Raw genomic sequence first — 24,558 nt, 5'->3', positions numbered from 1 at the left:
GTCTAGCGACGGACCACACCCTGAAGCTGCGCGCGCAGCTCAGGGGTGAGTTGTTGACCGACTCTCTCCACCAAAAGCGTCATCTCGTAGGCCACCAGACCGATGTCACAGTTTGGTGCCGCGAGGACAGCGAGGCACGAGCCGTCGCTGATCGACATGAGGAACAGGTAACCCCGCTCCATCTCGACGACGGTCTGGTTGACCCCGCCTGCCTCGAAGCAGCGGGCAGCACCCTGTGTGAGGCTGACCAGCCCGGACGCGACGGCGGAGAGCTGCTCTGCACGGTCCCGGGGCAGGCCCTGGGACCCCGCGAGCAACAGCCCGTCCGCGGACACCACGACGGAATGTGCCACGCCGGGCACCCTCCGCACGAAGTCGGTGATAAGCCAACCAAAGCTGCCTGGCTGCGCTGCGGTCGTCACTCCTGCTCCTCGTTCTGCCGGCTCGACTGGTCACCAGCGTATGCCTCGATCAATGCGTGCCGGCCTCGCCGGACACCGCTCTGAAGGCTCGACATCCGTCCGCGCACCGCGTCAGCGGAGCGGGGCGGCAGCGGGGGCCGCTGCGCTGTTTGTGTCACGGCCTGCGGCTTGGGTGCTGCAGATCCTGGCACGAGTTGAGCCTTTGGTGTCCGTTTCGGCAATCCTGCCGCTGTCTTCGACTCCGGCGTCTTGTTCAACAACGCCTGAGCCGCCTGCCATCCCTCGTCGGCAGGCGATTGCCAAGCCGACTCGGAAGTGGGTGCCGCCGCTGGAGTCTCCTCCACAACGGGCTCCGGTTCCACAACTCGCTCCTGCTCGGCGGGTGCGATCACTTCTTCCTCGACCGCCGGCTGGACCTTCGCGCGCGGCTTGCGCACGGGAAGACCAGCGGCCGACGTGGTGGTGGGTGCCACCGCCGGGACAGGCTTGCGGGTACGGGTCGGGAGCTCCGGCTCCGGCCCGTCCGACAACGGAGGGGTCGTGGGCGGCTCGTCGATGTACTCGACCGCGCCCTTCTCGCCCTTGTCGACGCTGCCGGGAGTGGGCTCGACGCGTCCGTTGGTTTCGGCGGGAGCGTCGTTCTCAGCGGCCGCGGGGACCGGCTGAGCCGCGGAGGCGGACGTCTCGCTGCCGACGGCCTGGAACCACTGCGACAGGACCGCCTCGTAGATCGGCAGGCGCTCCGTCGGGGCGTCCAGATCGTGCTCGATCTGCTTGCGCGAGGCTTCCGAGGTGCCGTTGCGGTGAGCCATGCCCAGCTCGACGTGGCCCTGGTCGACCGAGGCGCGCGACACGCCGTTGCTCGAGGCCGGTTCGTCGTCGATCGGAGGGATGGGTACGAACTGGGTGGTCTCGTAGCCGGGCTCGAAGGAGATCTCCCCTTCTTCCTCCTGACGGTCCTCGTAGGCCGTGAAGAGGGTCGGCTCGCCGAAGGAGCCCTCGGGCTCCACGGCCGCCAGCTGGTCGCGCCGCCAGCGCTCGGACGGCGTCGAGTCCTCGATCGGCGTCTCGCTGTAGACGGGCACCGCCGTCGCGCCCGCACCGGTGTCGGTGAGCGCGCTCGGGACGAAGCTGACCGGGATGCTCGGGCTCGACTCGTCGATCCTCGGCACGGAGCCGGTGGCACCGCCGAAGGCACCCGCGATACCGCTGGCCCTGGTGGCCGTGGTGCCGATCTCGGTGGTGTGCTCGGACGCTGAGGGCGCCGAGGGCGGCTGCATGCCGAACGCGCCCGCGATACCGGAACCGGACGGCGGGGTCGACGGAGCGGAGCCAGGCGTCGCGATGAGCGTCTCCGGCACGATCACCAGTGCCGTCGTGCCGCCCTCGATGTCCTCGTTGCCGCGCAGGCGGACCTTGATGTCGTGGCGCTTGGCGAGCCGCGCGACCACGTACAGGCCCATTCGGCGGGAGACCGCGACGTCGACGTCCGGCGGGTCGGCCAGACGCTCGTTGGCGTCGAGAATCTCCTGGTCGCCCATGCCCACGCCGCGGTCCTGGATCTCGATCGCCAGCTCGCCCTTGCGGGTCCTGGCCGTGCGAACGGTGACCTTGGTGACCGGGTCGGAGAACGCCGTGGCGTTGTCCAGCAGCTCGGCGATGAGGTGCACGAGGTCGTTGACCGCGCGGCCCTGGACGGTGAGGTCCGGGGTCTGGCCGACCTGCACGCGGGCGTACTGCTCGACCTCGGAGACCGCGGCGCCGAGGACCTCGGCGGCCGGGACGGGCCGGGTCAGGCGCCGCGAGAGGTCCGTGCCCGAGAGAACCAGCAGGTTCTCCGAGTTGCGGCGCATGCGGGTCGCGAGGTGGTCCAGCTCGAACAGCGAGGCCAGCTGGTCCGGGTCCTGCTCGTCCTGCTCCAGCCGGTCGATCAGGTTCAGCTGGCGTTCGACCAGCGCCTGCGAACGGCGCGACAGGTTGACGAACATCGCGTTGACGTTGTCACGCAGGAGGGCCTGCTGGGCGGCCAGTCGCACCGCTTCACCGTGCACCGCGTCGAACGCGCGCGCCACCTGACCGACCTCTTCACGCGTGTGCACCGGCACCGGCTCGACGGCGGTCTTGGCCGCGTCCTCCGGGTTCGGGTCCGCGAGGATGCGCTCGACCGCGTCCGGCAGACCGTGGTCGGCCACGTCCAGAGCGGCGCGGCGCAGCGTGCGCAGCGGGTTGAGGATCGAGCGGGCGACGAACAGCGCCATGAGCAAGGCGAGCGCGAGGACCGCGAGCACGATGCCGGACTGGATGTAGGCACTGCGGCGGGCATCGCCGGCGGCCACGTCCGTCTGGTTCTGCAGCTGCTCGACCAGCAGGTTCTCGACGTCGCGGGTCAGGTTGACCGTCAGCGTGGCGGCGATGTCCCACTTCTCGGACGTCAGCTGGCTGAAGTCCTTCTTGCCGGTGGCGGCCTGCTGGTTGATCGCCGATTCCTGCATGTCGTTCGCGGTGTCGACGATGAGGCCGGTGACGGTGTCGTCGTAGATCTTGGCCTGTTCCGGCGTCGCGGACTTGCGGAAGTCGTTGCGGGCCGCTTCGAGCTCGGCGTCCGCCGCCTGCAGGGCACGCAGCTGGGACGGCGTGAACGCCTTGCGCTGGAAGACGTCGAGGAGAATCGCCCGCTTGAGCGACTCCTGCTCCTTGATGCGCGCGATGGCGTTCGTCGTCAGGTGCAGTCGCACCAGCTCGGGGTCGTTGATCTCGGAGATCGTCTGCTCACCGAGGCCGATGAGCGTCTCGATGGACTCCGAGTAGGTGCGCTGGACCGCCTCGGCGGGATACTGCGTGTCGCGCACCGAGTTGCGGAGGCTGTTCAGACGGTTGAGCTGGTTGAACGCGACCTGGAAGCGCTCGACGGCAGCCGGGTTCAGGTCGGAGCTGAGCTCGGCGATCTTGTTGCTGAACGCCTCGCTGGTGTCGTTGACGCGGCGCAGCTGGCGCTCGAGGACGACGCGGTCGACCTTCTTGTTCGACGCGACGTAGCTGACCGACAGGTCTCGTTCGCGCTGCAGCTGCTGCACCAGGTCCGCGACGGCTGTTTCCAGGCGGATCTGGTTCGCGAGGTTGTTGAACTCCGTCGCTGCCTGGAGGTCACTGCGCACCCGCAGACCACCCAGGGCGAGCGCACAGACCGTCGGGATGAGCAGAACGGCGAGCAGCTTCGTGCGCAACCGCCAGTTGCGCAGCCGCCACCCCGCGGATCGGGCAGGTCCTGATCCGGGGCCGGCTCCGGTGTCGGCCTTCACCACGTCCGGTGTCGCCGTCACGGTGCCGTTACCCAGCGCAGCCAGTCCGTCACCCGATTCGGGCCTTTCGGAGCGTGTGGTGTCACCCACGCCAAACTGGCTGGGACCTCTCTCACGTCGGGCCACTCTGGGCTTCCTCTTCCAGCAGCAGTGTCCCGGTCTCTCCCCAGGACCGAGCATGGACTCGTCAAACGGGCCGAATTGCAGCACAGAGGTCGTTCGCCCGGTGAGGCGCCCTACCTCGTTCTGAAGACACGTCGGTCTACTGCGACCTGTGCCACCCGGCGGGGAGCGTAATGGCCACCCCCTCCTCGGGGGAAGTCTCCAGAAGCACTCACCGTATCGAGACGGGGTGTCCTTTCATACGTTCAGGTGGTTAACATCCCCGGTCGTCGGCATGCCTCATGTCCGTCCGAACGCCCAGTTGGGGCTGCGGACGACCTGGTCTGTGGCGACACTCACTGATCATTTGATGCTACTCAAGGCCTACCGGCGAGAGGTGCCATGGCTACCCGAGCCAAAGCTCTGCGGCTTGCCGCAGTGCTCATCACGTGCGTTCTGACCGCGAGCTGCAGCCTGTTCGGAAGTTCGTCGAACAACGGCGCATCGGACGTGGAACGCAACACCCTGCGCATCGGCGTGCTGCCTGTCGTCGACGTGGCCCCGCTGCGGATCGCGCTGAACGAGAAGCTGTTCGAGAAGGCCGGTCTGCAGGTCAGCCTGGTCACCCAGCCCAGCGAGGCCGAGGCCATCAAGCAGCTGGACACCACGCTCGACATCACGTGGGCCACTCACGTCAGCCTCTTCCGCTCGGTCGCCGAAGGCACCGAACTCCAGCTCCAGGGCGAGGCCTACCAAGCGGGTCCGAACTCGATGGCTCTGGTCACGAATGCCGGGTCGGACTACGACGACCCCGGCAAGAAGGCGGCGCCGACCATCGCGGTGAACAGCGAGACCGACATCGGCGCGCTGACCACGCGTGCCGTGCTGGACACCGCCGCGGTCGAGAAGCAGCGCATCAAGTTCCGGTCGATGCCGTTCGCCGAGATGGAGAACGCGCTGAAGGCCGGCCAGGTCGACGCGGCGTTCATGATCGAGCCCTTCATCACGAAGTCGCAGCGCAACATCGGCGCGAAGATCCTCACCGACACCGCGCGCGGCCCGACACTGGACTTCCCAATGTCCGGCTACGCGTCGTCGAAGAAGTTCGCCGAGGCGAACCCGAAGACCCTCAAGGTCTTCCGGGACGTGCTGCGCCAGGCCCAGCAGCGCGCGCAGGCCAACAAGCTCGCCGTGCAGGACTCGCTGACCAGCTACGCGGACGTCGACCAGCCCACCGCGGCGCTCGTGTCCGTGGGAACGTTCCCGCTGTCGCTGAACCCGATCCGGCTCCAGCGGGTCGCCGACATGATGGACACCGAGGACGTGCTGTCCGGTCGTCTGGACGTGCAGCAGCTTTTGCCGCCGGGCACGACGAATTAGTTGCTACTGGACATGAAAAAGGCGGGCCGTTTCGGCGGCCCGCCTTTTCAGTTCCCGCCCGCCGCACTCACGCAGTAGGTGATTCCCGGCGCGGGCTCGGTGTACGAGATGGGCTTGGCGACCCCACTGCATTCCGCGGTCGCCGCCTTGACCACCTTTTCGACCTTGAAGACCTTCTGGACGGCGAACTCGTTGCCGCCCTTCGAGCAGTCGACGACCTTCATGCCCTCCATGTTCATCTTCACGAGCTCTTCCTCGTAGCACTTGCCCTCTTCGAGCTTCTCGACCAGGCAGAGCTTCAACGAGGAGCGGCGCCGGCCGGACTCGGTGTACTCGGCGTAGTCCTCGCTCGGGCAGGCTTCGGAGGTGCTGTTCATGGCCTTGGCGATGAAGTAGTTCGCCTCGGGCGAGGTGCAGTCGACCTTCTTGTACTTCGGGCTGATCGTGGTGCCCGTGACGCTCGCGCAGTCACCCGCCTTGGCCGACGGCTCGGTGATGCTGCCGAGGCCACCGCTGATGAGCGACTTCACGAGGATGACACCGCCCGCGACCAGCACGAACGCGACGATCGAACCGATGATCTTGCCGGCGGCGCTTTTCTTGGGCGGCGGCGGGCCGTACGGCATCGGCTGGCCCATGGGCTGGCCCGGCGGCATCTGGCCGGGAGGCGGGCCGTACGGATTCGGCTGACCCATCGGCGGCGTGTACGGCTGCGGCTGACCGTAGGGCTGCTGCGGCTGGCCACCGGGAGGCGGACCGTAGGGCCCTGGCTGCTGCGGGTAGTTGGGGGTGGTCACTGGTTTCCTCTCCGATGGGTCAAGCGAAGAACAACGAAACCGGAGCCGCATGCCACGACTCCGGTTCCACTAGGTCGAACACTCGCGCAGGTCTGTTACGCGGGAAGACCGACGCAGTAGTTCAGCTTCAGCTCGGGATACGTCAGCGCCTGCTCGCCCTCGGCACACTGCGGCGCGGCGGCGTCCTTGACGACCTTGCTCACCTTGAACACCTTGCCGCCCGAGCACTCGACGGCCTTGACGTCCATGGCGGTCGTCGAGTCGCTGTAGCACTTGCCCTCGGCGTACACCGGAGCGATGCACAGCTTGGTCTTGGGACCGCGGCGCGCGCTCTGGGTGAGCTCCGAGTAGGAGTCGTTGCCACAGCTCTCGTTGAGAGCCAGGGACTTGCCGATGGTGTAGGTCGCCTCGGCGGACGCGCAGTCGACGGCCTTGTACTGCGGGCTGCTCGTCGTCCCGGTCACGCTCGCGCAGTCGCCGACCTTGGCCTGGGCGACATCGCTGGTGAAGTAGTTGAACGCGTAGATACCCGCACCGACGACGATCAGGCCGACGATGTAGGTCAGGACGCGCTTCCCGATGCTCGCCTTCTTGGGCGCGGGTGCCTGCTCCTGGGCAGGTGCGGGCGCGACTGGCTCAGTGCTCATTGATTCCTGCTTCCGATTACCCCAAGTGGCCCATGCCCCCCGACAACGGCCGGAGGAGAGGTTGCCATGCGGGGATGGGATCCGCTCGCGCTTTGCGGAAACGTTACGGCCGGTTCGTCACCGGCTCCGGCGGAGGCAGTACGTCAGCTTGACCTCGGGGTATTTCCTGGTCTGTTCACCGGCCGCGCACGACGGCGCCGGCACGTCCCTGCTGACCCTCGTGACCTTGAAGGCGTTCTGGTCACCGCAGTCGACGACCTCGATGTCGTAGGCCGGCTGCGCGCCCGGGTAGCACTCGCCCTCGGCGTAGAGCGGGACGAGGCAGAACCGGATCTCCGGATCCATTGCCCGCACGGGCACCCAGCTCAGGTCCTCGCTGTTGGGGCAGGCCTGCGACGTGGCCACGGTGCTCGCGGCCATGTAGTTCGCGCTGGACTCCGAGCAGTCGACGGCGTGGTAGCGGCCCTGGCCGGTGTGGCCCGTGAGATGGGCGCAGTCGCCCTGCTTCGGCGGCTGGACCGGGGTCAGGAACTCGGAGATCCCGTAGATCACGACGGCGGCGACGAGAAGCGTGGCCGAGTAGGTGAGGATCTGCTTCCACGGGCTCGCCTCGGGCGCGGCCTCCTCGTTCATCACGCCGCAGAGGCTCCCACGTGGACGGACGCGAGCGGCGCGCTTTACCCGAAGATCACTGCTGGCGGTCGCCGCGCTCCAGGCAGAAGGTGACGGCGGGTTCCGGGAAGACCGCCGCACGCGCGTCTCCGCAGGCGGCGCGGTCGGCCTTGCCGCTCAGCACCTTGCCGACCTTCACCGAGTCCTTCGTGGAGCAGTCGACCTTGGTGATGCCGCTGTCTGGGTCCTGGCCGTAGCAGGCGCCCTCGACGAAGTTCGGCATGAGGCAGAGCGTGGACTCACCCGTGTACGTCGAGTAGTCCATGCCACCGGTCGGGCACTTGTCCTCGTTCCACTGCAGGATCTTGGCGATCTTGACGGTGGCCTGCTCCGAGGCGCAGTCGAGCGCCTGGTACTTCGGGTTGTCGGCCGAGCCGGAGATGCGCGCGCAGTCGCCCACCCGAGCCGCCTTCGCCACGTCGCCGAGCTGGTTCAGCACGAAGCCGCCGAGCAGAACGAGCGCGAGGACAACGGCGATACCCAGGCCGGCCTTCTTCATGGCCTGGGTATCGGCGCCGGGCGGTGATCAACTCAACCGAGTTCACCCGATCAGGACTGCAGGAGGGGATCAACTCCCCTCGTGCACACCCATGCAGTAGACCGAGGCCGGCTCGCTGAACCGCAGCTCGCTCGAACCCTCCGGACACACCGTGCCCTCCTCGGGCAGGCCGTCGACCTTCTTCACGATCTTCACCGGCGACTCGGTCGTGCAGTTCTCCTTCACGAAGGCGCCGTCGTCACGGGACGTGTAGCAGTTGCCCTCCGCGAGGTTCGGCATCAGGCACATCGTGTCGCCGTCGGCCTTGATCATCTCGTAGATGCCCTCTGGGCACGAGTCGTCGGCGCTGTTCAGCACCTTGGCAACCCGGTGCGTGGCGTTCGTGTCGCCGCAGCTCTTCGACGCGAGGTTCCAGTCGCCGTCGGGTTTGTCGACGTCCTTCGGCGACGCGCTGACGCAGTCGCCGACCTTGGTGCTGTTGAGCGCCGTGAACGCCCAGACACCACCGCCGACCAGGACCACCGCCAGCACGCCGACGATGACGAACTTCAGCCAGTTGTTCTTCTTGGGCGACTCGTCGGTCTCGGTCTCCACGGGAGCCGGTGCCACCGTGGCCGGTGGCTCGACGGGATCAGTCGACTCGGTGCTCATGGCCGAGAAAGTACGACACGTCGTGTTGGCTGCGTGTGTCGCCTCACACTTGTCGTCGCCAGTTGACGCAGGTCGAACGTATTTGGCGTCGTCAGGGAGACTTGTACGCGTGACCGATGGCCCACTGATCGTCCAGTCGGACAAAACGCTGCTGCTCGAGGTCGACCACCCGCTCGCCGACGACGCGCGCACCTCCATCGCGCCGTTCGCCGAGCTGGAGCGCGCGCCCGAGCACGTGCACACGTATCGCGTGACGCCGCTGGCCTTGTGGAACGCCCGCGCGGCAGGCCACGACGCCGAGCAGGTGGTGGACGCGCTGGTGCGGTTCAGCCGCTACCCGGTGCCGCAGCCGTTGCTGGTCGACGTGGTCGACACGATGAGCCGGTTCGGGCGGCTGGTGCTGAGCAACAACCCGGCGCACGGGCTGGTGCTCAGCACGAACGACCGCGCGGTGCTCGAAGAGGTCCTGCGGAACAAGAAGATCGCCCCGATGTTCGGTGCGCGGATCGACGACGACACGGTCGTCGTGCATCCGAGCGAGCGCGGGCGGCTCAAGCAGCTGCTGCTCAAGGTCGGCTGGCCGGCCGAGGACCACGCCGGGTACGTCGACGGCGAGGCGCACCCGATCGAGCTGGACGAGAACGGCTGGAAGCTGCGCGACTACCAGCGGCTCGCGGCCCAGGCGTTCTGGGCGGGCGGCTCCGGCGTCGTCGTGCTGCCGTGCGGCGCGGGCAAGACGCTGGTCGGCGCGGCGGCGATGGCGGAGGCGCAGGCGACCACGCTGATCCTGGTCACGAACACCGTGGCCGGGCGGCAGTGGAAGCGCGAGCTGATCGCACGGACGTCGCTCACCGAGGAGGAGATCGGCGAGTACTCGGGTGAGCGCAAGGAGATCCGGCCGGTCACGATCGCGACGTACCAGGTGATCACCCGCAAGTCGAAGGGCGAGTACAAGCACCTGGAGCTGTTCGACTCGCGCGACTGGGGCCTGATCGTCTACGACGAGGTCCACCTGCTGCCGGCACCGGTGTTCCGGATGACCGCCGACCTGCAGTCGCGTCGCCGCCTCGGGCTGACCGCGACCCTGGTGCGCGAGGACGGGCAGGAAGGCGACGTCTTCTCGTTGATCGGGCCGAAGCGGTACGACGTGCCGTGGCGCGACATCGAGGCGCAGGGGTGGATCGCTCCCGCCGAGTGCACCGAGGTCCGCGTGACCCTCACGGACAACGAGCGGCTGCAGTACGCGACAGCCGAGCCCGAGGAGCGCTACAAGCTCTGCTCGACCGCCAGGACGAAGATCCCGGTGGTCCGGCGGGTGCTCGACCAGCATCCGGACGAGCCTGCCCTGGTGATCGGTGCTTACCTGGACCAGCTCGACGAGCTGGGTGAGGAGCTGGACGCACCGGTGATCAAGGGATCGACGAAGAACAAGGAGCGCGAGGAACTGTTCGACAAGTTCCGCAGGGGAGAGCTGCGCACGCTCGTGGTGTCGAAGGTCGCCAACTTCTCCATCGACCTGCCGGAGGCCTCGGTCGCCGTCCAGGTGTCGGGCACGTTCGGGTCGCGGCAGGAGGAGGCCCAGCGCCTCGGCCGGATCCTGCGGCCCAAGGGCGACGGCAGGCAGGCGCACTTCTACTCGGTCGTCGCCCGCGACACGCTCGACACCGAGTACGCCGCTCACCGCCAGCGGTTCCTGGCCGAGCAGGGCTACGCGTACAAGATCGTCGACGCGGACGACCTGGTCGGATGACCTTCTGGTGGATGTGGGACCCGGCGGGGACCGTGCCGGTGCGCCGGTTCCGGTCGGAGGAGTCGCTGGCCCGGTCGGCACCGGACACGCAGGTGGTCCGGTCGACCGACTTCACCTGCCCCGCGCAACGCCGGCGCGCCACGGCCGTGCGGGAGGACTTCCTGCGGGTGACCGGTGATCCGGTGCAGGTGGCCCTGGTGGAGCAGCGGCTCTGGACGCTGCTCGTGGCGCTGCGCCGGGCTCAGCCGTTGAGGGACGCGCTGGCGACCGCGGTGCCCAAGGCGGGGCGGGCGGCGCTGGTGGCCGAGCCGTCGCGCGAGCTGGCCGAGTTCGACCGGCGGTTCGACCGGTTCGCGGCGGCGTTGAACGTGCTGGTCGCCGACCCGACGCCGGAGCAGCTACGCCACACCGCCGCCCTGGAGTAGGGCCGGGATCTCGGCGACGCCGGGCGGCAGGTGCGTGTGCCGGACCGAGCCCAGTTCCTCCGCGGGCGTGCTGGCGCTGGTGTTCCACGACACCGGGTGTTGGCGAGCTGTGGGCTGAGGCGGTGGACGGGAGCGACCGCGGCCGCGCTATGCGTTGCGGGTGACCGGTTCGTCCGGCCCGCAGATCGCGCTGCACGTGGTGCTCCCGACCGTCATGCCTTCTCTCGCCGGACTTCTGCTCTACCGGCTGGTCGGTGCGGGCGGGATCGGCTTTCTGATCAACCTGTTCCGGTTCGACGAGATGGTCACGCACATCCTCGTGGTGCTTCTTCTCGTGGTTGTGGTCGACCAGGCTTCTGCGTTCGCGCGCAAGCGACCAGGTGCTTGACCTGCTGGCCGTAGCGGGCACCCTGGCGCACAGTCACCGTGCCGTCCGCCGCGACCTCGCAGGGGTTGTCGGCCGTGCACTGCTCACCGTTGTCGTTGCCGGTGCTGTGCACGCCGACGACCGTGACGCCGTCGCGCAGCACCAACGGCGAGCCCGAACCGCCGTGCAACGGCTTGCACGCGGGGTCGTAGCGGTAGGCGTTGTCCTGCGTGTAGCCCTCTTCGCGCAGATGCGGGACGACGGCTTCGATCGTGCACTTGAAGCGGTTGCCGTTGCCCGACGAGATGATGTCGACCTTCTCGCCAGGACGCGCCGACCGGTCCGCGAGCCTGAAGATCTTCACGCCCTTCGCGTAGAGCTGGGCGTAGGTCCGGTCGAGCCGGTACAGCGCGGTGTCGGTGCCGGACATGGTCGCGCGGACGAGGGTGGTCGTCTTCGCCTTGGCCTGGATGTAGCCCTGGCGGTCGCCGATGGTCACCGGGATCTCGATCGCGACGTCCTTCAGCGTCTGACCTGGAGCCGGGCGTTCCGGGACGCAGTGGCCGTTGGTCAGCAGGAGCGCCGGGTCGCCGAGCCTCGTGTGATCGGTCCTGACCACGGACGCGGAGCAGAAACCGGCCAGTGACGCGGCGCCTTCGAGGTTCGGCACCGGGGTGTCGGGCGGGTTGACCCTGCCGGTGACGACGTCGTCGATCCAGCCCTTGAAGTGGTGGACGTCGGTGTACATGACCGGCCGGTCGTCACCGCCCGACCCGCTCACCAGCCCGGCGATCACCCAGCGGTCGCCGTCGCGGACGAGTGCGGGGCCACCGGAGTCCATGTTCGTGGCGGCGACACTGCCGTCCAGCGCTCCGATGCAGAGCTCACGATCGACGTGCATGCCGTCGCAGGCCTGCGCGGGCTGGATCACGGTGTCCGCCTCACGCAGCTTCTTCGGGTAGCACTCGGGCGCGCGGCGGTCGCACGTCATGCCCCAGCCGAGGATCCGCGTCGGCGTGCCTTCCGCCGGCCTGGCAGAAGGCAGCGTGACGGGCGCGGTCTTCGCGGGCCTCTTCAGCTTCAGCAACCCGATGTCGCCGTCCTGGACCGGGTACTGCGCGTAGGTGATGAACCGCTCGACCTCGATCACCTCGCCGCCGCTGCCCGCGTCCGTCGTGCCGAGCCGGACCGTCCAGTCCTTCGGCCTGCCGACCTGGGCGAGGCTGGGGTTGTTCCTGGTGCAGTGCCCCGCGGTGACGGCCCAGCTCGGCGCGACGAGGGTGACGCCGCAGGTGTGGCCGTCCTCGCGCGGTGAGTCGGGCCGCTGCAGCGAGCCGGAGAACGGGTAGGGCGCTGTGGCTTCGACGCCGCCGCGAATGGCGGACGCAGGGGTGACGGTGGTGATCATCGCGATGGCCGCGATGCTCATCATCAGTAGCACTCTTCGCATGCCACAGAGGGTTTCGGTCCCGTGTGCGCGCTGGGTGATGGCTGGGCAACAACTGCGCACGGACGTCCGTTACGCAACGATGACGCGGCAAGGACGTCCTCATGAGACCCGTCGGGAAAGCTGGAGGTCATGCCGCGCGTACTGCTGATCGAGGACGACGAGGCGGTCCGGGAGGGCCTGTCGCTCGCCCTGACCTACCAGGGACACACCGTGGACGCGGTGCGCACGGGCGAGGAGGGTCTCGAACTGCTGATGAGCGTCGCACCCGACGTCGTGGTGCTCGATCTGATGCTGCCCGGCGTGGACGGGTTCGAGGTGTGCCGGCGTATCCGCGCGTCCGGCGATCTGCCGATCATCATGCTGACCGCGCGCAACGACGACATCGACGTGGTGGCTGGTCTTGAGGCCGGCGCCGACGACTACGTGGCCAAGCCCGCGCAGGCACGCGTGCTGGAGGCCCGGATCCGCGCCGTGCTGCGGCGGTCGTCCGTGACGGCACCCGAGGTCGTGGCCGAACGCTACGGCGACCTGACGATCGACCGCGAAGGGCTCGTGGTGACGCGGCTCGGCCGGCCGGTGTCGCTGGCGCCGACGGAGCTGCGGTTGCTGCTGGAGCTGTCGTCGTCGCCGGGCCGGGTGATGTCGCGGCAGCAGCTGCTGGAGTCGGTGTGGGACCAGGGTTACCTCGGCGACTCGCGGCTGGTCGACGCGTGCGTGCAGCGGCTGCGGTCGAAGATCGAGGACGACCCGGCGGCGCCGCTCTACGTCCAGACCGTGCGCGGCTTCGGCTACCGCTTCGGGCCGCTGTGACGCTGCGTCTGCGGCTGCTGCTCGCTTTCGCCTTCCTGAGCGTCGTGACCGCGGTGGCGGTGGCGGGCGCCGGCTACGTGCGGGCGCGCGACGCGATCGTGCAGCGCGCCCAGGACAACGCGGTCATCGAGACCACGACCCGGATCGAGCAGCTGTACCCGCTGCCCGCCCGGCCACCCGACGCTCTGGCGCTGGAACGCATCGCCGGGAAGGTCTCCGGGCGTGAGGGGTCGGCCCTCGCTCAAGCCAACGGTGTCTCCGCGGGCTCGATGGACTCTTCGGTGATCACCCCCGAACTGCGGTCCCTGGTGTCGGCCGGGCGGGTGGGCTGGCAACGGGTGCCGTACGGGGGCGGCGTGTGGCTCGTCGTGGGCATGCAGATGCGGGTCTCCGGCGGTGGGTCGTCCGGTATCGAGGTGTACGTGCTGCGGCCGTTCACCTCTGAGATCCAGGTCGTCGGCGAACTCGCGCGCAACGCGTGGCTGATCGGCGGCGCGGGGCTGGTGCTGGCGCTGGCGATGGGGTTCCTGGCGGCACGCGGGGTGCTGCGGCCGGTCAGGGACCTGAGGATGGCGGCGTGGCGGCTCGGTCAGGGCGACCTGACCGCGCGGGTGCCGGTGCGGGGAAGGGACGAGCTGGCGTCGGTGGCCACGACGTTCAACAGCACGGCCGCCTCGCTGGAACACCACGTCGGTGAGCTGCGGCGGATGGAGGCCGACGCGCGGCGGTTCGTGGCCGACGTGTCGCACGAGCTGCGCACGCCGCTGGCCGCGATGACCGCGGTGACCGACGTGCTGGACGCCGAGACGGCCGCACTGCCGGGCGTCGCGGGCCAGGCGGCCCGGCTGGTGAACCGCGAGACGCAGAACCTCACCCGGCTGGTCAACGACCTGATCGAGGTGACGCGGTTCGACTCGGGGACGGCGGCGCTGGCGCTGGACGACGTCGACGTGGCCGAGGTGGTGTCGCGGACGCTGCGGATGCGCGGGTTCGAGGTGACGGCGACGCTGCCTTCCGGGGTGCGGGCGCGGCTGGATCCGCGCCGGCTGGACGTGATCGTGGCGAACCTGGTCGGGAACGCCCTGCGGCACGGAGCGCCGCCGGTGTCGGTGCGGCTGTCGGTGGTGGAGTCGTCGCTGGTGATCGAGGTCGCGGACTCCGGGCCGGGGCTGCCGGAGGACGTGTTGCCGCACGTGTTCGCGCGGTTCTACAAGGCCGATTCGGCGCGCGGGCGGTCGGAGGGGTCCGGGCTCGGGCTGGCGATCGCGTGGGAGAACGCGCGGCTGCACGGCGGCACGCTGATCGCGGCGAACCGGCCTGGTGGCGGCGCGTTGTTCACGCTGCGGCTGCCGCTGGAGGGTGAGCGGTGACGACGAAAGATGTCGGTGCTGCCTGGGAGAATGAAAACAGGGGGACCCCCTGGAGGGGACCCCTGCGTCAGCTTGCGGTCGCCGTTCTCCTCGTCGTCTCCGGCTGCGGCATCCGGCCGACCGACCCGATCCCCGGCCTCGAAGCGCCGAGCGGTCCCGTCGAGAACACCTCGCCCGCGCTCTACTGGGTGGCCGCGGGCAAGGTCGTCGCGGTCAACCGCCCGCAGGGCAGCCTGAGCGGGTACGACGTCGTCGCCCTGCTCGCCCAGGGACCCACCAACGCCGAACAGAGCCGCGGCTTCAGCACCGAGGTCCCGTTCGACGCCGCACCCGCGACGGTCGACCGCGTGGCAGGCGGCCTCGACGTCAACCTGTCCACCGACGTCTCGCTGCTCAGCAGGACCGCGGTCCAGCAGATCGTGTGCACGTTGCTCGGCATCCAGGCCGTCGGCACCGTGAACCTGCGGGGTGGCGGCCATTCGCTGGAGTCCCAGAAGTGCGCTTGAATCGGCGTCGTGCACGTCTACTCCATACCGCTGCGCTCCCGGTTCCGCGGCATCACGCAGCGCACGGGTCTGCTGTTCGAGGGACCGGCCGGGTGGGGCGAGTTCTGCCCGTTCGAGGAGTACGACGACGACGAGTCCATGCCGTGGCTGGCCTGCGCTCTCGAAGCCGCGAACGAGGGCTGGCCGGCGCCTGTTCGCGACCACGTCCCGGTCAACTGCACGGTGCCGGTCGTCAGCCCCGGGAAGGCGCACGAGATCGTCAGCAGGTCGGGTTGCTCGACCGCCAAGGTCAAGGTCGCCGAGTCCACGCTCGCGGACGACTGCGCACGGCTTGAGGCGGTGCGGGATGCGCTCGGGCCGGGTGGGTTCGTGCGGGTCGACGCCAACATGATGTGGGACGTCGACACGGCCGTCGCCGCGATCAAAGCCATGGACAGGGCCGCGGGCGGGCTCCAGTACGTGGAACAGCCGTGTCACACGCTGGGGGAACTGGCTGCGGTCCGCCGGAAGGTGGGTGTGCCGATCGCCGCGGACGAGTCCATCCGCAAGGCCGAGGACCCGCTCAGGGTGGCCGTGTCCGGTGCCGCGGACATCGCGGTGATCAAGGTGGCGCCACTCGGCGGCGTCCGGAAGGCACTCGAGGTCGCTGAGGCGTGCGGGCTGCCGTGCGTGGTGTCGTCGGCTCTGGAGACGTCGGTCGGGATGGCGGCCGGGATCGCGTTGGCCGCGGCACTCCCGGAGCTCGACCACGCGTGCGGCCTCGCGACGCTGTCGTTGTTCGAGGGCGACGTCACGAGTGACTCGCTCGTGCCGGTCGACGGGTATCTACCGGTGCTCACGAAGGCCCCCGTGCCCGACCGGGTCGCGGAGTTCGAGAGCGCCGACCAGGCCTGGACCGAGCGTTACGAGCGGGTGCTGGCCAAGCTCACGGCTTCCCCCTCGTCAAGCCCTGGCCGTTCGCTCCCAGGCTGAACACGATGCCCTCGGTCCTGGTGATCGCCTGAGTCCGGCGCTCGGTGGCAGGCACCCGCGTCAGATCCACCAGCCGGATCGGCGGCCCCAGCTCGACCAGCGTCGGTGTGTAGGACGCCTCGACCACGTTCCACCCCTCAGGCCCCTGCTCGAACTTGAACCGCGCGATCACCCCCTCCTCGGTGACGCCACGCGGCTCGGCGTGCCGGGCCACCTCGTTCCCGAGCCCGTACGCGACCCACTTCTTGCCGATCTTCTCGAACGGCTGCACCACGTGGACGTGCGTGCCGATGATCAGGTCCAGCGCCGGATCAGCGAGCAGCTGGCGAGCGAGCGCCTTCTGCTCCTCGGTCGCCGCGTGCTGGTACTCGTTGCCCCACTGCACCGACAGGACGACGACCTCGGCGCCCGCCTCACGCGCCTTGCGGGCGTCGGCCAGGATCTTCTGAGCGTTGATCTGGTTCGCGCGCCACGGCTGGGGCAGCGGGATGCCGTTGAAGCCGTAGGTGAACGACAGCTGGGCCACCTTCACCCCGCCCGCGTCGAGGATCAGCGGCGCGGCGGCTTCCTCAGGCGTGCGGAACGAGCCGGTGTGCTTCAGGCCGACGGCGTCCATCGCGTCCAGCGTCGTCTGGATCGCCGAGACACCGCGGTCGAGCGTGTGGTTCGAGGCGGTGGAGCACGAGTCGTAACCCACGTCGACCAGGCCTTTCGCCACCTCGGGCGGCGCGAGGAACGAGGGATAGCCGAAGAACGGCCCCTCCTTCTTCCCCAGCGGCACCTCGAGGTGGCACAGCGACAGGTCGGCCTTCAACGTGTCCTTGATGCCCGAGAACAACGGCAGGAAGTCGCGTCCTGCCGCACCGCCGTCGGCCACTGCCTGGTCGGTCAGCGCGGGGTGGATCAGGATGTCGCCGCCCGCGGTCAGCGTGAACGACCGCGGCGGTGGCGGGCCGGACGAGGTCGGCGAGGAGGGCGTGAGCGGTGCGGAGGTGATGACCACCGGCGAGCCCGTGCACGCGGACAGCGCAAAACCGGTGGCCAGCGCCAAGGCCGGCCACCGGACCACACGCCTCAGCGCTGCCGCCTGCGTCGCAGGACCACGAACAGCACGACCGCCAGCACGGCGGCCGCGACGGGCAGCACGCGCTTCAGTACCGGTACGCCTGCGGTGTCGATCAGGTCGATCGGCTCGTCGGGGACCACTCGGAGATGCTGCTGTTGCGCCACCTCGTCAGGATCCACTGAACCCAGCGTGCTCGCCAGGCATTCCGCGAACTGGTCGACGAGCTTGCCGCTGACCTCGGAAATCAGGCCGCGACCGAGTTGGGCGGGACGGCCGGTGACGGCCAGCTCGGTTTCGATCTCGACCGATTCGCCGACCTGGAACGTCACCACGGCGGAGGCGGTGCCGTTGCCGCGGGTGTCCTTGCCCGCGGCTTTCAGAACGGCGCGGCGCAGCACCGGGTCGATCTCCACGAACTCGCCGCTGCCCCGGTACAGCAGCTGCACCGGGCCGAGCCTGACCTTCACCTCCCCGCTGAACGTCTTGCCGTCGACCGAGGTCAGCGAGGCACCCGGCAAGCACGGGGCCACGCGTTCCGGGTCGATCAACGCCTCCCAGACCTCCTCGGCCGGGGCAGGCGACACGAACGAGTGCGTCAGCTTCATCCCGCTACCGCCGCCGTCAGCGCACGCCCGGTCAGCACCCGAGCCAGGTTGTCCTTGTAACCGTCGCCCGCCGACGCCCGCAGAGCCGCCTCCGAGATCGCCTCGGCGGTGGCCGGCTGGCCGACCAGGGCGGATTCCACGTCGACAGCACGCACCGGTCCGGCACCGACGTTCGTCAGGCCGACCCGAGCAGCGGCAATCGTGCCGCCGCGCACCTGCACCGCCGCCGCGACAGCGACGATCGACCACGCCTGCGCCACCCGGTTGAGCTTCTCGTAGTGCGCGCCCCAGCCCGTGTACTTCGGCACCCGGACGTCGGTCAGGATCTCGCCGGGAGCCACCGCCGTCTCGAAGTAGCCTGCGAAGAACTCGGAGGCGGGCACCTCACGACGGCCGTCCGGACCGGCGATGATCATCACCGCGTCCAGGGCAAGGGCAGGTGCGAGCAGGTCACCCGCCGGGTCCGCGTGGCACAGCGAGCCGCCGAACGTGCCGCGGTGACGGACCTGCGGATCGGCGACCGTGTCCGTGGCCAGCTTCAGGAGCAACGCGTGGTCGTGGATCAGGTGGTCGCGCTGCACCTCGTAGTGCGTGGTCATGGCACCGATGAGCAACGAGTCGCCGTCGTCGTGCACGCCCGTCAGCTCGGTCAGCCCGCTGATGTCGATCAACGCCGTGGGCGCCGCCAGCCGCATGCGCAGCACCGGCACGAGCGACTGCCCGCCCGCGATGATCTTGGCGTCCTCACCCTCCTCGGCAAGCATCCGCACCGCTTCATCCACAGTGGACGGACAGAGGTACTTGAACTCCGCCGGGATCATTGCTGCCCTCCTCGCGCATCGATGGAGCCGAGCCCGCCGGCGGCCGGCGTGGACGCGTCCGCGGACCCGCCCTGCAGCGCCGTCCAGACGCGTTCCGGCGACAGCGGCATCTCGATGTCGCGCACGCCCAGGTGCCGCACGGCGTCCAGGACGCTGTTCACCACCGCGGGTGTCGAGGCGATCGTGCCCGCCTCGCCGACTCCCTTGACGCCCAACGGGTTCGTCGTCGCCGGCGTCGAAGTGCGGGTCGTGATGAACGACGGCAGATCGGCCGCCGATGGCACCAGGTAATCCGCGAATGTGGCCGTCGTCAGCGTGCCCGTCTCGTCGTGAATGGCCTCCTCGAACAACGCCTGCGCGATGCCTTGGGCCAGTCCGCCGTGCACCTGACCATCGACGATCAACGGGTTCACCACGGTGCCGACGTCGTCGACCGCCACGTAGGACCGGATCTTGACCATGCCGGTCTCGGTGTCGACTTCCGTTGCGCACAAGTGGGTTCCGTGCGGGAACGAGAAGTTGTCCGGGTCGAACGTGGCATCGGCGTCCATGCCGGGTTCCATGCCCTCGGGCAGGTCGTGCGCCACGTGCGCGGCCAGCACGACATCGCCCAACGTGCGCGCGGTCGACGTGCCACGTACGGAGAAGGACCCGGAAGCGAACTCCACGTCCGCCTCGTCGCACTCCATCATGTGCGCGGCCAGCTTGCGCGCCTTGGCGAGCACCTTGTCCGCCGCGTGCACCAAAGCCGTGCCACCGACGGACAACGAGCGCGAGCCGTAGCTGTCCATGCCCTTGTGCGACGAGGCCGTGTCGCCGTGCAGCACCTCGACGTCCTCGAACGGGACACCGAGCCGGTCGGCGACGATCTGCGACCACACCGTCTCGTGTCCCTGCCCGTGCGGCGAGGTTCCGGTGATCACCTCGACCTTGCCGGTGGGCAGCATGCGGATCGACGCGGTCTCCCAACCGCCCGCGGCATAACGCAAAGCGCCCAGCACCCTGGACGGCGCGAGGCCGCACATCTCGGTGTAGGTGGAGATTCCGATGCCGAGCTGCACCGCGGAACCGTCAGCGCGCCGCCGTTCCTGCTCCTCGCGCAGCTCCTCGTACCCGAACAGCTCCATCGCACGAGCGGTCGCGGCCTCGTAGTTGCCGGAGTCGTAGGTCATGCCGGCGACCGTGGTGAACGGGAACTCCTCGTGCTTGATCCAGTTCATCTCGCGGATCTTCATCGGGTCCATGCCCAGCTCGACCGCGAGCTCGTCCATCATCCGCTCGATCGCGAACGTGGCCTCCGGCCGTCCCGCGCCGCGATAGGCGTCCGTGGGCACCTTGTTCGTGAACACGTTGGTGCACACGAACCGGTAGGCCGCGAACTTGTAGATCGCGTTGAACATGAACGCACCGAGGATCGGGATGCCCGGCGTGACCAGCCGCAGGTACGCGCCCATGTCGGCGAGCAGCTCGACCTTCAGGCCGGTGACCGTGCCATCGCGGCGGGCGGACAGCGTGATCTTCTGGATCTGGTCGCGGCCGTGGTGCGCGGACATCATCGACTCGGTGCGCGTCTCGGTCCACTTCACCGGACGGCCCATCCTGCGCGCAGCCAGCAGGCAGAGCACCTCTTCCGGGGTGACCTGGAGCTTGCCGCCGAACCCGCCGCCGACGTCCGGGGCGATCACGCGGATCTTGTGCTCGGCGATGTCCGTGACGGCCGAGAGCATCCAGCGCAGGATGTGCGGGATCTGCGTGGCGGACCAGATGGTGAACATGTCGGCGCTGGGGTCCACGACGACGGATCGCGGTTCCATGAACGACGGGATCAGCCGCTGCTGCCGGAACGTCCGCTCCAGCACGACCTCGGCGTTGGCGATCTCGTCCTCGACGTTGGTGCCGCTCCCCGCTTCCGCGGAGTCGTAAACCCAGGTGGCGCACTTGTTCGTGCCGAGATCCGGGTGCACCAGGTCGTGGTCCTCGACGGCCTCCGCCAGGTCGAGCACGACCGGCAGCTCGTCGTAGTCGACGTCGATCGCGGCCAGCGCGTCGGCGGCGCGATACGCGTTGTCGGCGATCACCAGCGCGACGGCCTCGCCGGCGAAGTTGACCTGGTCCACGGCCATCGCGGGCGCCGGCGGCGACTTCATGTCCGCGGTGATCGGCCACGCGCAGGGCAGCGAGCCCTGTTCGGCGGCGAAGTCCTCACCGGTGAGCACCAGTGCCACACCGGGCATCGCGGTGGCGCGGCTGCAGTCGATGTTGCGGATGCGGGCGTGCGCGACGGGGCTGCGCAGCACTGCCATGTGGAGCATGCCGGTCAGCTGGATGTTGTCGGTCCACCTGGTCTGACCGGTGATGAGGCGGGCGTCTTCCTTGCGGAGCCGGGGCTTGCCGACTTCCGGTTCTGCGGTGGCGGTCATTCGCCACCTACCGGTTGTTTGGAGGTCACGTGCTCATCGCTGTGCTGTTCCATCTTCGGACCGGCGCCAGGACGCATCCGGTGTGCGGCGTCCTGGACCGCGCGGACGATGTTCTGGTAGCCCGTGCAGCGGCAGAGGTTGCCCTCCAGTCCTTTCCGCACGGTCTCGTCGTCGGGATCCGACTCGTCGGCGAGCAGGTCGATCGCCTGCATGATCATGCCGGGCGTGCAGAAGCCGCACTGGAGCGCGTGGTTGTTGCGGAACGCCTCCTGCACCGGGTGCAGCCTGCCGTCGCGGGCGAGGCCTTCGATCGTGGTGATCTCGTGCCCGTTCGCCTGCACGGCGAACATCTGGCACGACTTGATGCTGTGACCGTCGAGGTGCACCGTGCAGGCCCCGCAGTTGCCGGTGTCGCAGCCGACGACCGTGCCGGTCTTGCCCAGCCGCTCACGCAGGTAGTGGACGAGGAGCAGCCGGGGTTCGACCTCGTCGGCGTAAGTCACTCCGTCGACGTTGACCGAGATCTTCATGAACCCTCCCAGGGGGTGGTGGGCCATTGGTGACGAGGGTCACTTCAGCCTCCTCCCTGTTCGGGGGTTCAACAACCCGATCAGTGGTGGATCGGTTCACCAAGGTCAACCAGCCGCTTGCCAGTTCCCTTCCACCGCAAGGAAATGATCTCGGCGGCGATCGACACCGCAGTCTCCTCCGGCGTCCTGGCACCCAGATCCAGGCCGATCGGCGAGGCCAGAGCCTTCAGCTCGCTCTCGGTCAAACCCGCCTCCCGCAACCGTTGCAGCCGATCTTCGTGCGTCCGGCGGGATCCCATCGCGCCGACGTAGCCGACCTTGAGCCGCAACGCGACCTCCAGCAGCGGCACGTCGAACTTGGGATCATGGGTCAGCACCGCGATCACCGTGCGTTCGTCCAATGTGGACGCTTCTCGTTCGAGATACCGGTGCGGCCAGTCCACTACGACCTCGTCGGCCTCCGGGAAACGGCTGCGCGTGGCGAACACCGGTCGCGCATCGCAGACCGTCACGCGGTAGCCGAGGAACGCGCCGAGCCTCGCCATCGAGGCCGCGAAGTCGATCGCGCCGAACACGAGCATGCGCGCGGGTGGCTCGAAGGAGTTCACGAACACGCTCATGCCCTCGCCACGCCGCTGGCCGTCCGGGCCGTACCGCAGCACTCCACTGCGGCCGCTCGCGAGCATGCCGCGCGCGTCGTCGGTGACCGCGTCGTCCGCCCTGCTGGAGCCGAGGGATCCGGCGCGCCGGTCCGGCCAGACGACCATGCGGCGGCCGATGCCGTCCGGGTGTTCGATGACGGTCGCGACCGCTACCGGCTGCTCGGCCCTGACCGTCTCCACCACCTCGCCGAGCTGTGGAAACGTCTCGGCATTGATCTTCTCTACGAAGATGTCGATGATCCCGCCGCAGGTCAGCCCTACCGAGAACGCGTCGTCGTCGCTCACCCCGTAGCGCTGCAGAACCGGAGTGCCGGTGGACTGCGCGAGGTCGTAGACGGCGCCCTCGACGCAGCCGCCGGACACGCTGCCGATCGCCTCCCCGTCCTGCGTCACCAGCATCGCGGCACCTGCCGGTCGTGGCGCCGAGCTGAAGGTCGCGACCACCGTGCCGACGCCGACCGTCTCGCCCTTGCCCACCCGGTCCGCGAGGTCGAACAGGACATCACGCATGGCGCACTTCCTTCAGCAGCTCTTCCAGCGCGTGCACGCTGTGGCCGGCAATCATCGTGTCGACGTGCGGAAGCGCTGCCACCACGCCGCTCTGCACCGGCCGGTAGCCGGGCTTGCCCGCGTGCGGGTTGGCCCAGATGACCTTGTGACTCACCCGTCTCATCCTCGCCATCTCGTTCGCCAGCAGGGTCGGGTCACCACGTTCCCAGCCGTCGCTGAACAGCACGACCACCGCGCCTCGTTGCCGCCACTGCTGGTTGAACCGCCGCAGCGCCTCACCGAGCCGCGTGCCGCCCTCGTAGTCCTGGATGGTCCGGCCGGCGGCTTTCAACGCCCGTTCGGGGTCGCGTTCCCTCAGCTGGCGGGTCACGCGGGTGAGCCTGGTGCCGATCGTGCGGACCTCGACCGGCATGGCGTGCGCGACGACGTGCGCGAACCGCAGCAACGCGTCGGAATAGGCGGCCATCGAGCCGGAGACGTCGATCAACAGCACGAGCCTGCGCGCCTTCACACCCCGGCGCCGGTGCCGTGGCAACGCGATCTCGCCGCCGATCTCGATCATCGCGCGCACGGTTCTGGCCAGGTCGATTGGGCCGCGGCGGGCTTTCCGGAGGCGCCGCGACCGCCTGCGTGGCGGGAGCGGCTTCAGGCGAGCGATCAACGGTGCCGCGTTGAACTCGGAGATGTCCTTGTGGCGCAGCACTTCCACCTCGGAGGCCGCGACACCGACGGAGACGGAGTCGAGTTCGATCGTGCCGCGCGGCCGGGGTGGGGTGCCGCCGAAGTACGCGCGGTAGGCGGCGTCGTAGCGCGGCAGGTCGTCCGGGTCCGCGCACAGGGTGAGGCGACCGGCCCAGTAGAGGTCGACGTGCGCGGTGGCCCGCAGATAGGCCTGGACGCGGTCCGGCCCGCACTGCAGCCCGGCGCCCCGCAGGACGCGCGTGAACCCCACGCAGGCTTCCGTCACCCCACGATTGTGCTCCCGATGACCCGCTCCGCGTCCTCCCGGTACTTCAGCACGGCACCGAGGGTCGTCACATCCGGTTCGGTGCGCCCGAGCGCCTGCAGCGCCCGTGCCCAGTCCAGCGACTCCGCGACACCGGGCGGCTTCAGCAGGTCGAGCCCGCGCATCTGCCCGACGGCCTCGGCGACCTGCCGCGCGAGCCGTTCGTCGAGGCCGGGCAGGGTGCGGCGCAGGATCGCGACCTCGCGCTCGACGCTCGGGTGCTCCAGCCAGTGGTAGAGGCAGCGGCGCTTCAACGCGTCGTGCACCTCGCGGGTCCGGTTCGAGGTCAGCACGGTCAGCGGCGGCGTCGAGGCCCTGATCTCGCCGAACTCCGGGATGCTGACCGCGTGCTCGGAGAGGACTTCGAGGAGGAACGCCTCGAACTCGTCGTCCGCCCGGTCGATCTCGTCGACGAGCAGCACGCACGGCGCGTTCTCCAGCGCCTGGAGCAACGGCCGGGCCAGCAGGAACCGTCGCGTGTAGAGGGAAGCCTCGTCCACCTCGCCGCGGGTTTCGAGGACGCGCAGGTGCATGAGCTGGCGCGGGTAGTCCCAGTCGTACAGCGCCTGGGTGGCGTCGATGCCCTCGTGACACTGCAGCCGGATGAGCGGGATGTCCATGGCCTTGGCCAGTGCCAGCGCGAGCGAGGTCTTGCCGGTGCCGGGTTCGCCTTCGAGGAACAGCGGCCGCCCCATCCGGACCGCGAGGAACGCCGCCGTGGCGATTCCGCCGTCCGGCAGGTACCCCGCGCGGTCGAGCCCTGACGCCAGTTCCTCAGGGGACTCCATGCCACTCAGATTAGGCCCTTTAAGGTGGGCT

At 69.1% G+C, this 24,558-nt stretch carries 24 protein-coding genes; 8 read left to right on the top strand and 16 right to left on the bottom strand.

All coding sequences use genetic code 11. The features are described 5' to 3' along the window. Positions 1 to 2: 2 nt before the first annotated feature. Entirely contained in the window at positions 3 to 422 is a 420-nt protein-coding gene (locus ABFX45_RS21165; RefSeq protein ID WP_030470879.1) for a roadblock/LC7 domain-containing protein, read from the bottom strand. Further along, entirely contained in the window at positions 419 to 3,811 is a 3,393-nt protein-coding gene (locus tag ABFX45_RS21160) for a sensor histidine kinase (protein ID WP_346131753.1), read from the bottom strand. The genes ABFX45_RS21165 and ABFX45_RS21160 overlap by 4 nt, the downstream gene beginning before the upstream one ends. A gap of 414 nt (positions 3,812 to 4,225) precedes the next feature. Between ABFX45_RS21160 and ABFX45_RS21155 the strand changes: the two genes are divergently transcribed. After that, complete coding sequence (locus ABFX45_RS21155) at positions 4,226 to 5,203, top strand: ABC transporter substrate-binding protein (protein WP_346131752.1); 978 nt, start codon at positions 4,226 to 4,228, stop codon at positions 5,201 to 5,203. Between the two features lie 47 nt (positions 5,204 to 5,250). Here the strand turns inward: ABFX45_RS21155 and ABFX45_RS21150 are convergent, their stop codons facing one another. The 5 genes from ABFX45_RS21150 to ABFX45_RS21130 form a co-directional block, all read right to left on the bottom strand. After that, the gene (locus tag ABFX45_RS21150; RefSeq protein WP_346131751.1) at positions 5,251 to 6,000 is read right to left on the bottom strand and encodes an LppU/SCO3897 family protein; all 750 of its coding nucleotides are present in this window, start codon (positions 5,998 to 6,000) and stop codon (positions 5,251 to 5,253) included. 95 nt (positions 6,001 to 6,095) lie between these two features. After that, on the bottom strand, positions 6,096 to 6,647 hold the full coding sequence (locus ABFX45_RS21145; protein ID WP_346131750.1) for an LppU/SCO3897 family protein: 552 nt from the start codon (positions 6,645 to 6,647) through the stop codon (positions 6,096 to 6,098). A 117-nt stretch (positions 6,648 to 6,764) separates the two neighbouring features. After that, the gene (locus tag ABFX45_RS21140) at positions 6,765 to 7,280 is read right to left on the bottom strand and encodes an LppU/SCO3897 family protein (RefSeq protein ID WP_109631627.1); all 516 of its coding nucleotides are present in this window, start codon (positions 7,278 to 7,280) and stop codon (positions 6,765 to 6,767) included. A gap of 55 nt (positions 7,281 to 7,335) precedes the next feature. Continuing rightward, entirely contained in the window at positions 7,336 to 7,818 is a 483-nt protein-coding gene (locus ABFX45_RS21135; protein WP_346131749.1) for an LppU/SCO3897 family protein, read from the bottom strand. A gap of 69 nt (positions 7,819 to 7,887) precedes the next feature. Next, positions 7,888 to 8,469, bottom strand: coding sequence for an LppU/SCO3897 family protein (locus ABFX45_RS21130; RefSeq protein WP_109631621.1), 582 nt, complete (start codon positions 8,467 to 8,469; stop codon positions 7,888 to 7,890). A 109-nt stretch (positions 8,470 to 8,578) separates the two neighbouring features. Between ABFX45_RS21130 and ABFX45_RS21125 the strand changes: the two genes are divergently transcribed. From ABFX45_RS21125 to ABFX45_RS21115, 3 genes are all read left to right on the top strand, one after another. Then, complete coding sequence (locus ABFX45_RS21125; protein ID WP_346131748.1) at positions 8,579 to 10,219, top strand: DNA repair helicase XPB; 1,641 nt, start codon at positions 8,579 to 8,581, stop codon at positions 10,217 to 10,219. Then, the gene (locus ABFX45_RS21120; protein WP_109631614.1) at positions 10,216 to 10,644 is read left to right on the top strand and encodes a hypothetical protein; all 429 of its coding nucleotides are present in this window, start codon (positions 10,216 to 10,218) and stop codon (positions 10,642 to 10,644) included. Before ABFX45_RS21125 ends, ABFX45_RS21120 begins: the two co-directional genes overlap by 4 nt. A 160-nt stretch (positions 10,645 to 10,804) precedes the next feature. Next, complete coding sequence (locus ABFX45_RS21115; protein ID WP_146231399.1) at positions 10,805 to 11,032, top strand: ABC transporter permease family protein; 228 nt, start codon at positions 10,805 to 10,807, stop codon at positions 11,030 to 11,032. Here ABFX45_RS21115 and ABFX45_RS21110 read toward each other — a convergent pair. Beyond that, positions 10,950 to 12,461: a trypsin-like serine protease gene (locus ABFX45_RS21110; protein ID WP_346131747.1), complete on the bottom strand. Its 1,512-nt coding sequence runs from the start codon at positions 12,459 to 12,461 to the stop codon at positions 10,950 to 10,952. The two genes, ABFX45_RS21115 and ABFX45_RS21110, sit on opposite strands and share 83 nt — an antisense overlap. A 129-nt stretch (positions 12,462 to 12,590) precedes the next feature. On the opposite strand from ABFX45_RS21110, the gene ABFX45_RS21105 reads away from it, so the two are divergent. The 4 genes from ABFX45_RS21105 to ABFX45_RS21090 are packed head-to-tail and all read left to right on the top strand — an operon-like array spanning position 12,591 to position 16,119. Continuing rightward, positions 12,591 to 13,271, top strand: a complete 681-nt coding sequence (locus ABFX45_RS21105; protein ID WP_109631608.1) for a response regulator transcription factor — start codon at positions 12,591 to 12,593, stop codon at positions 13,269 to 13,271. Continuing rightward, complete coding sequence (locus ABFX45_RS21100) at positions 13,268 to 14,641, top strand: ATP-binding protein (RefSeq protein WP_109631604.1); 1,374 nt, start codon at positions 13,268 to 13,270, stop codon at positions 14,639 to 14,641. Before ABFX45_RS21105 ends, ABFX45_RS21100 begins: the two co-directional genes overlap by 4 nt. Further along, positions 14,638 to 15,147, top strand: a complete 510-nt coding sequence (locus ABFX45_RS21095) for a GerMN domain-containing protein (protein ID WP_109631601.1) — start codon at positions 14,638 to 14,640, stop codon at positions 15,145 to 15,147. Before ABFX45_RS21100 ends, ABFX45_RS21095 begins: the two co-directional genes overlap by 4 nt. A gap of 9 nt (positions 15,148 to 15,156) precedes the next feature. Beyond that, entirely contained in the window at positions 15,157 to 16,119 is a 963-nt protein-coding gene (locus ABFX45_RS21090) for an o-succinylbenzoate synthase (RefSeq protein ID WP_346131746.1), read from the top strand. On the opposite strand, the gene ABFX45_RS21085 is transcribed toward ABFX45_RS21090, so the two are convergent. From ABFX45_RS21085 to ABFX45_RS21050, 8 genes are all read right to left on the bottom strand, one after another. Then, positions 16,073 to 17,170, bottom strand: coding sequence for a CapA family protein (locus ABFX45_RS21085; RefSeq protein ID WP_109633117.1), 1,098 nt, complete (start codon positions 17,168 to 17,170; stop codon positions 16,073 to 16,075). The two genes, ABFX45_RS21090 and ABFX45_RS21085, sit on opposite strands and share 47 nt — an antisense overlap. A 23-nt stretch (positions 17,171 to 17,193) precedes the next feature. Next, on the bottom strand, positions 17,194 to 17,790 hold the full coding sequence (locus ABFX45_RS21080; RefSeq protein WP_109631594.1) for an SRPBCC family protein: 597 nt from the start codon (positions 17,788 to 17,790) through the stop codon (positions 17,194 to 17,196). Beyond that, positions 17,787 to 18,611: an FAD binding domain-containing protein gene (locus ABFX45_RS21075; RefSeq protein ID WP_109631591.1), complete on the bottom strand. Its 825-nt coding sequence runs from the start codon at positions 18,609 to 18,611 to the stop codon at positions 17,787 to 17,789. Before ABFX45_RS21075 ends, ABFX45_RS21080 begins: the two co-directional genes overlap by 4 nt. Further along, positions 18,608 to 21,031, bottom strand: a complete 2,424-nt coding sequence (locus tag ABFX45_RS21070) for a xanthine dehydrogenase family protein molybdopterin-binding subunit (protein WP_346131745.1) — start codon at positions 21,029 to 21,031, stop codon at positions 18,608 to 18,610. Before ABFX45_RS21070 ends, ABFX45_RS21075 begins: the two co-directional genes overlap by 4 nt. Beyond that, positions 21,028 to 21,561: a (2Fe-2S)-binding protein gene (locus ABFX45_RS21065; RefSeq protein WP_346131744.1), complete on the bottom strand. Its 534-nt coding sequence runs from the start codon at positions 21,559 to 21,561 to the stop codon at positions 21,028 to 21,030. The genes ABFX45_RS21070 and ABFX45_RS21065 overlap by 4 nt, the downstream gene beginning before the upstream one ends. Positions 21,562 to 21,641: 80 nt before the next feature. Further along, complete coding sequence (locus tag ABFX45_RS21060) at positions 21,642 to 22,733, bottom strand: XdhC family protein (protein ID WP_109631585.1); 1,092 nt, start codon at positions 22,731 to 22,733, stop codon at positions 21,642 to 21,644. After that, positions 22,726 to 23,700: a vWA domain-containing protein gene (locus ABFX45_RS21055; RefSeq protein WP_109631582.1), complete on the bottom strand. Its 975-nt coding sequence runs from the start codon at positions 23,698 to 23,700 to the stop codon at positions 22,726 to 22,728. Before ABFX45_RS21055 ends, ABFX45_RS21060 begins: the two co-directional genes overlap by 8 nt. Beyond that, positions 23,697 to 24,527, bottom strand: coding sequence for an AAA family ATPase (locus ABFX45_RS21050; protein ID WP_109631579.1), 831 nt, complete (start codon positions 24,525 to 24,527; stop codon positions 23,697 to 23,699). The genes ABFX45_RS21055 and ABFX45_RS21050 overlap by 4 nt, the downstream gene beginning before the upstream one ends. Positions 24,528 to 24,558 lie beyond the last annotated feature (31 nt).

Source organism: Lentzea roselyniae (assembly GCF_039537795.1).
GTDB classification, from domain to species: domain Bacteria; phylum Actinomycetota; class Actinomycetes; order Mycobacteriales; family Pseudonocardiaceae; genus Lentzea; species Lentzea atacamensis.
This window is presented reverse-complemented; position numbering and strand designations above follow the sequence as displayed.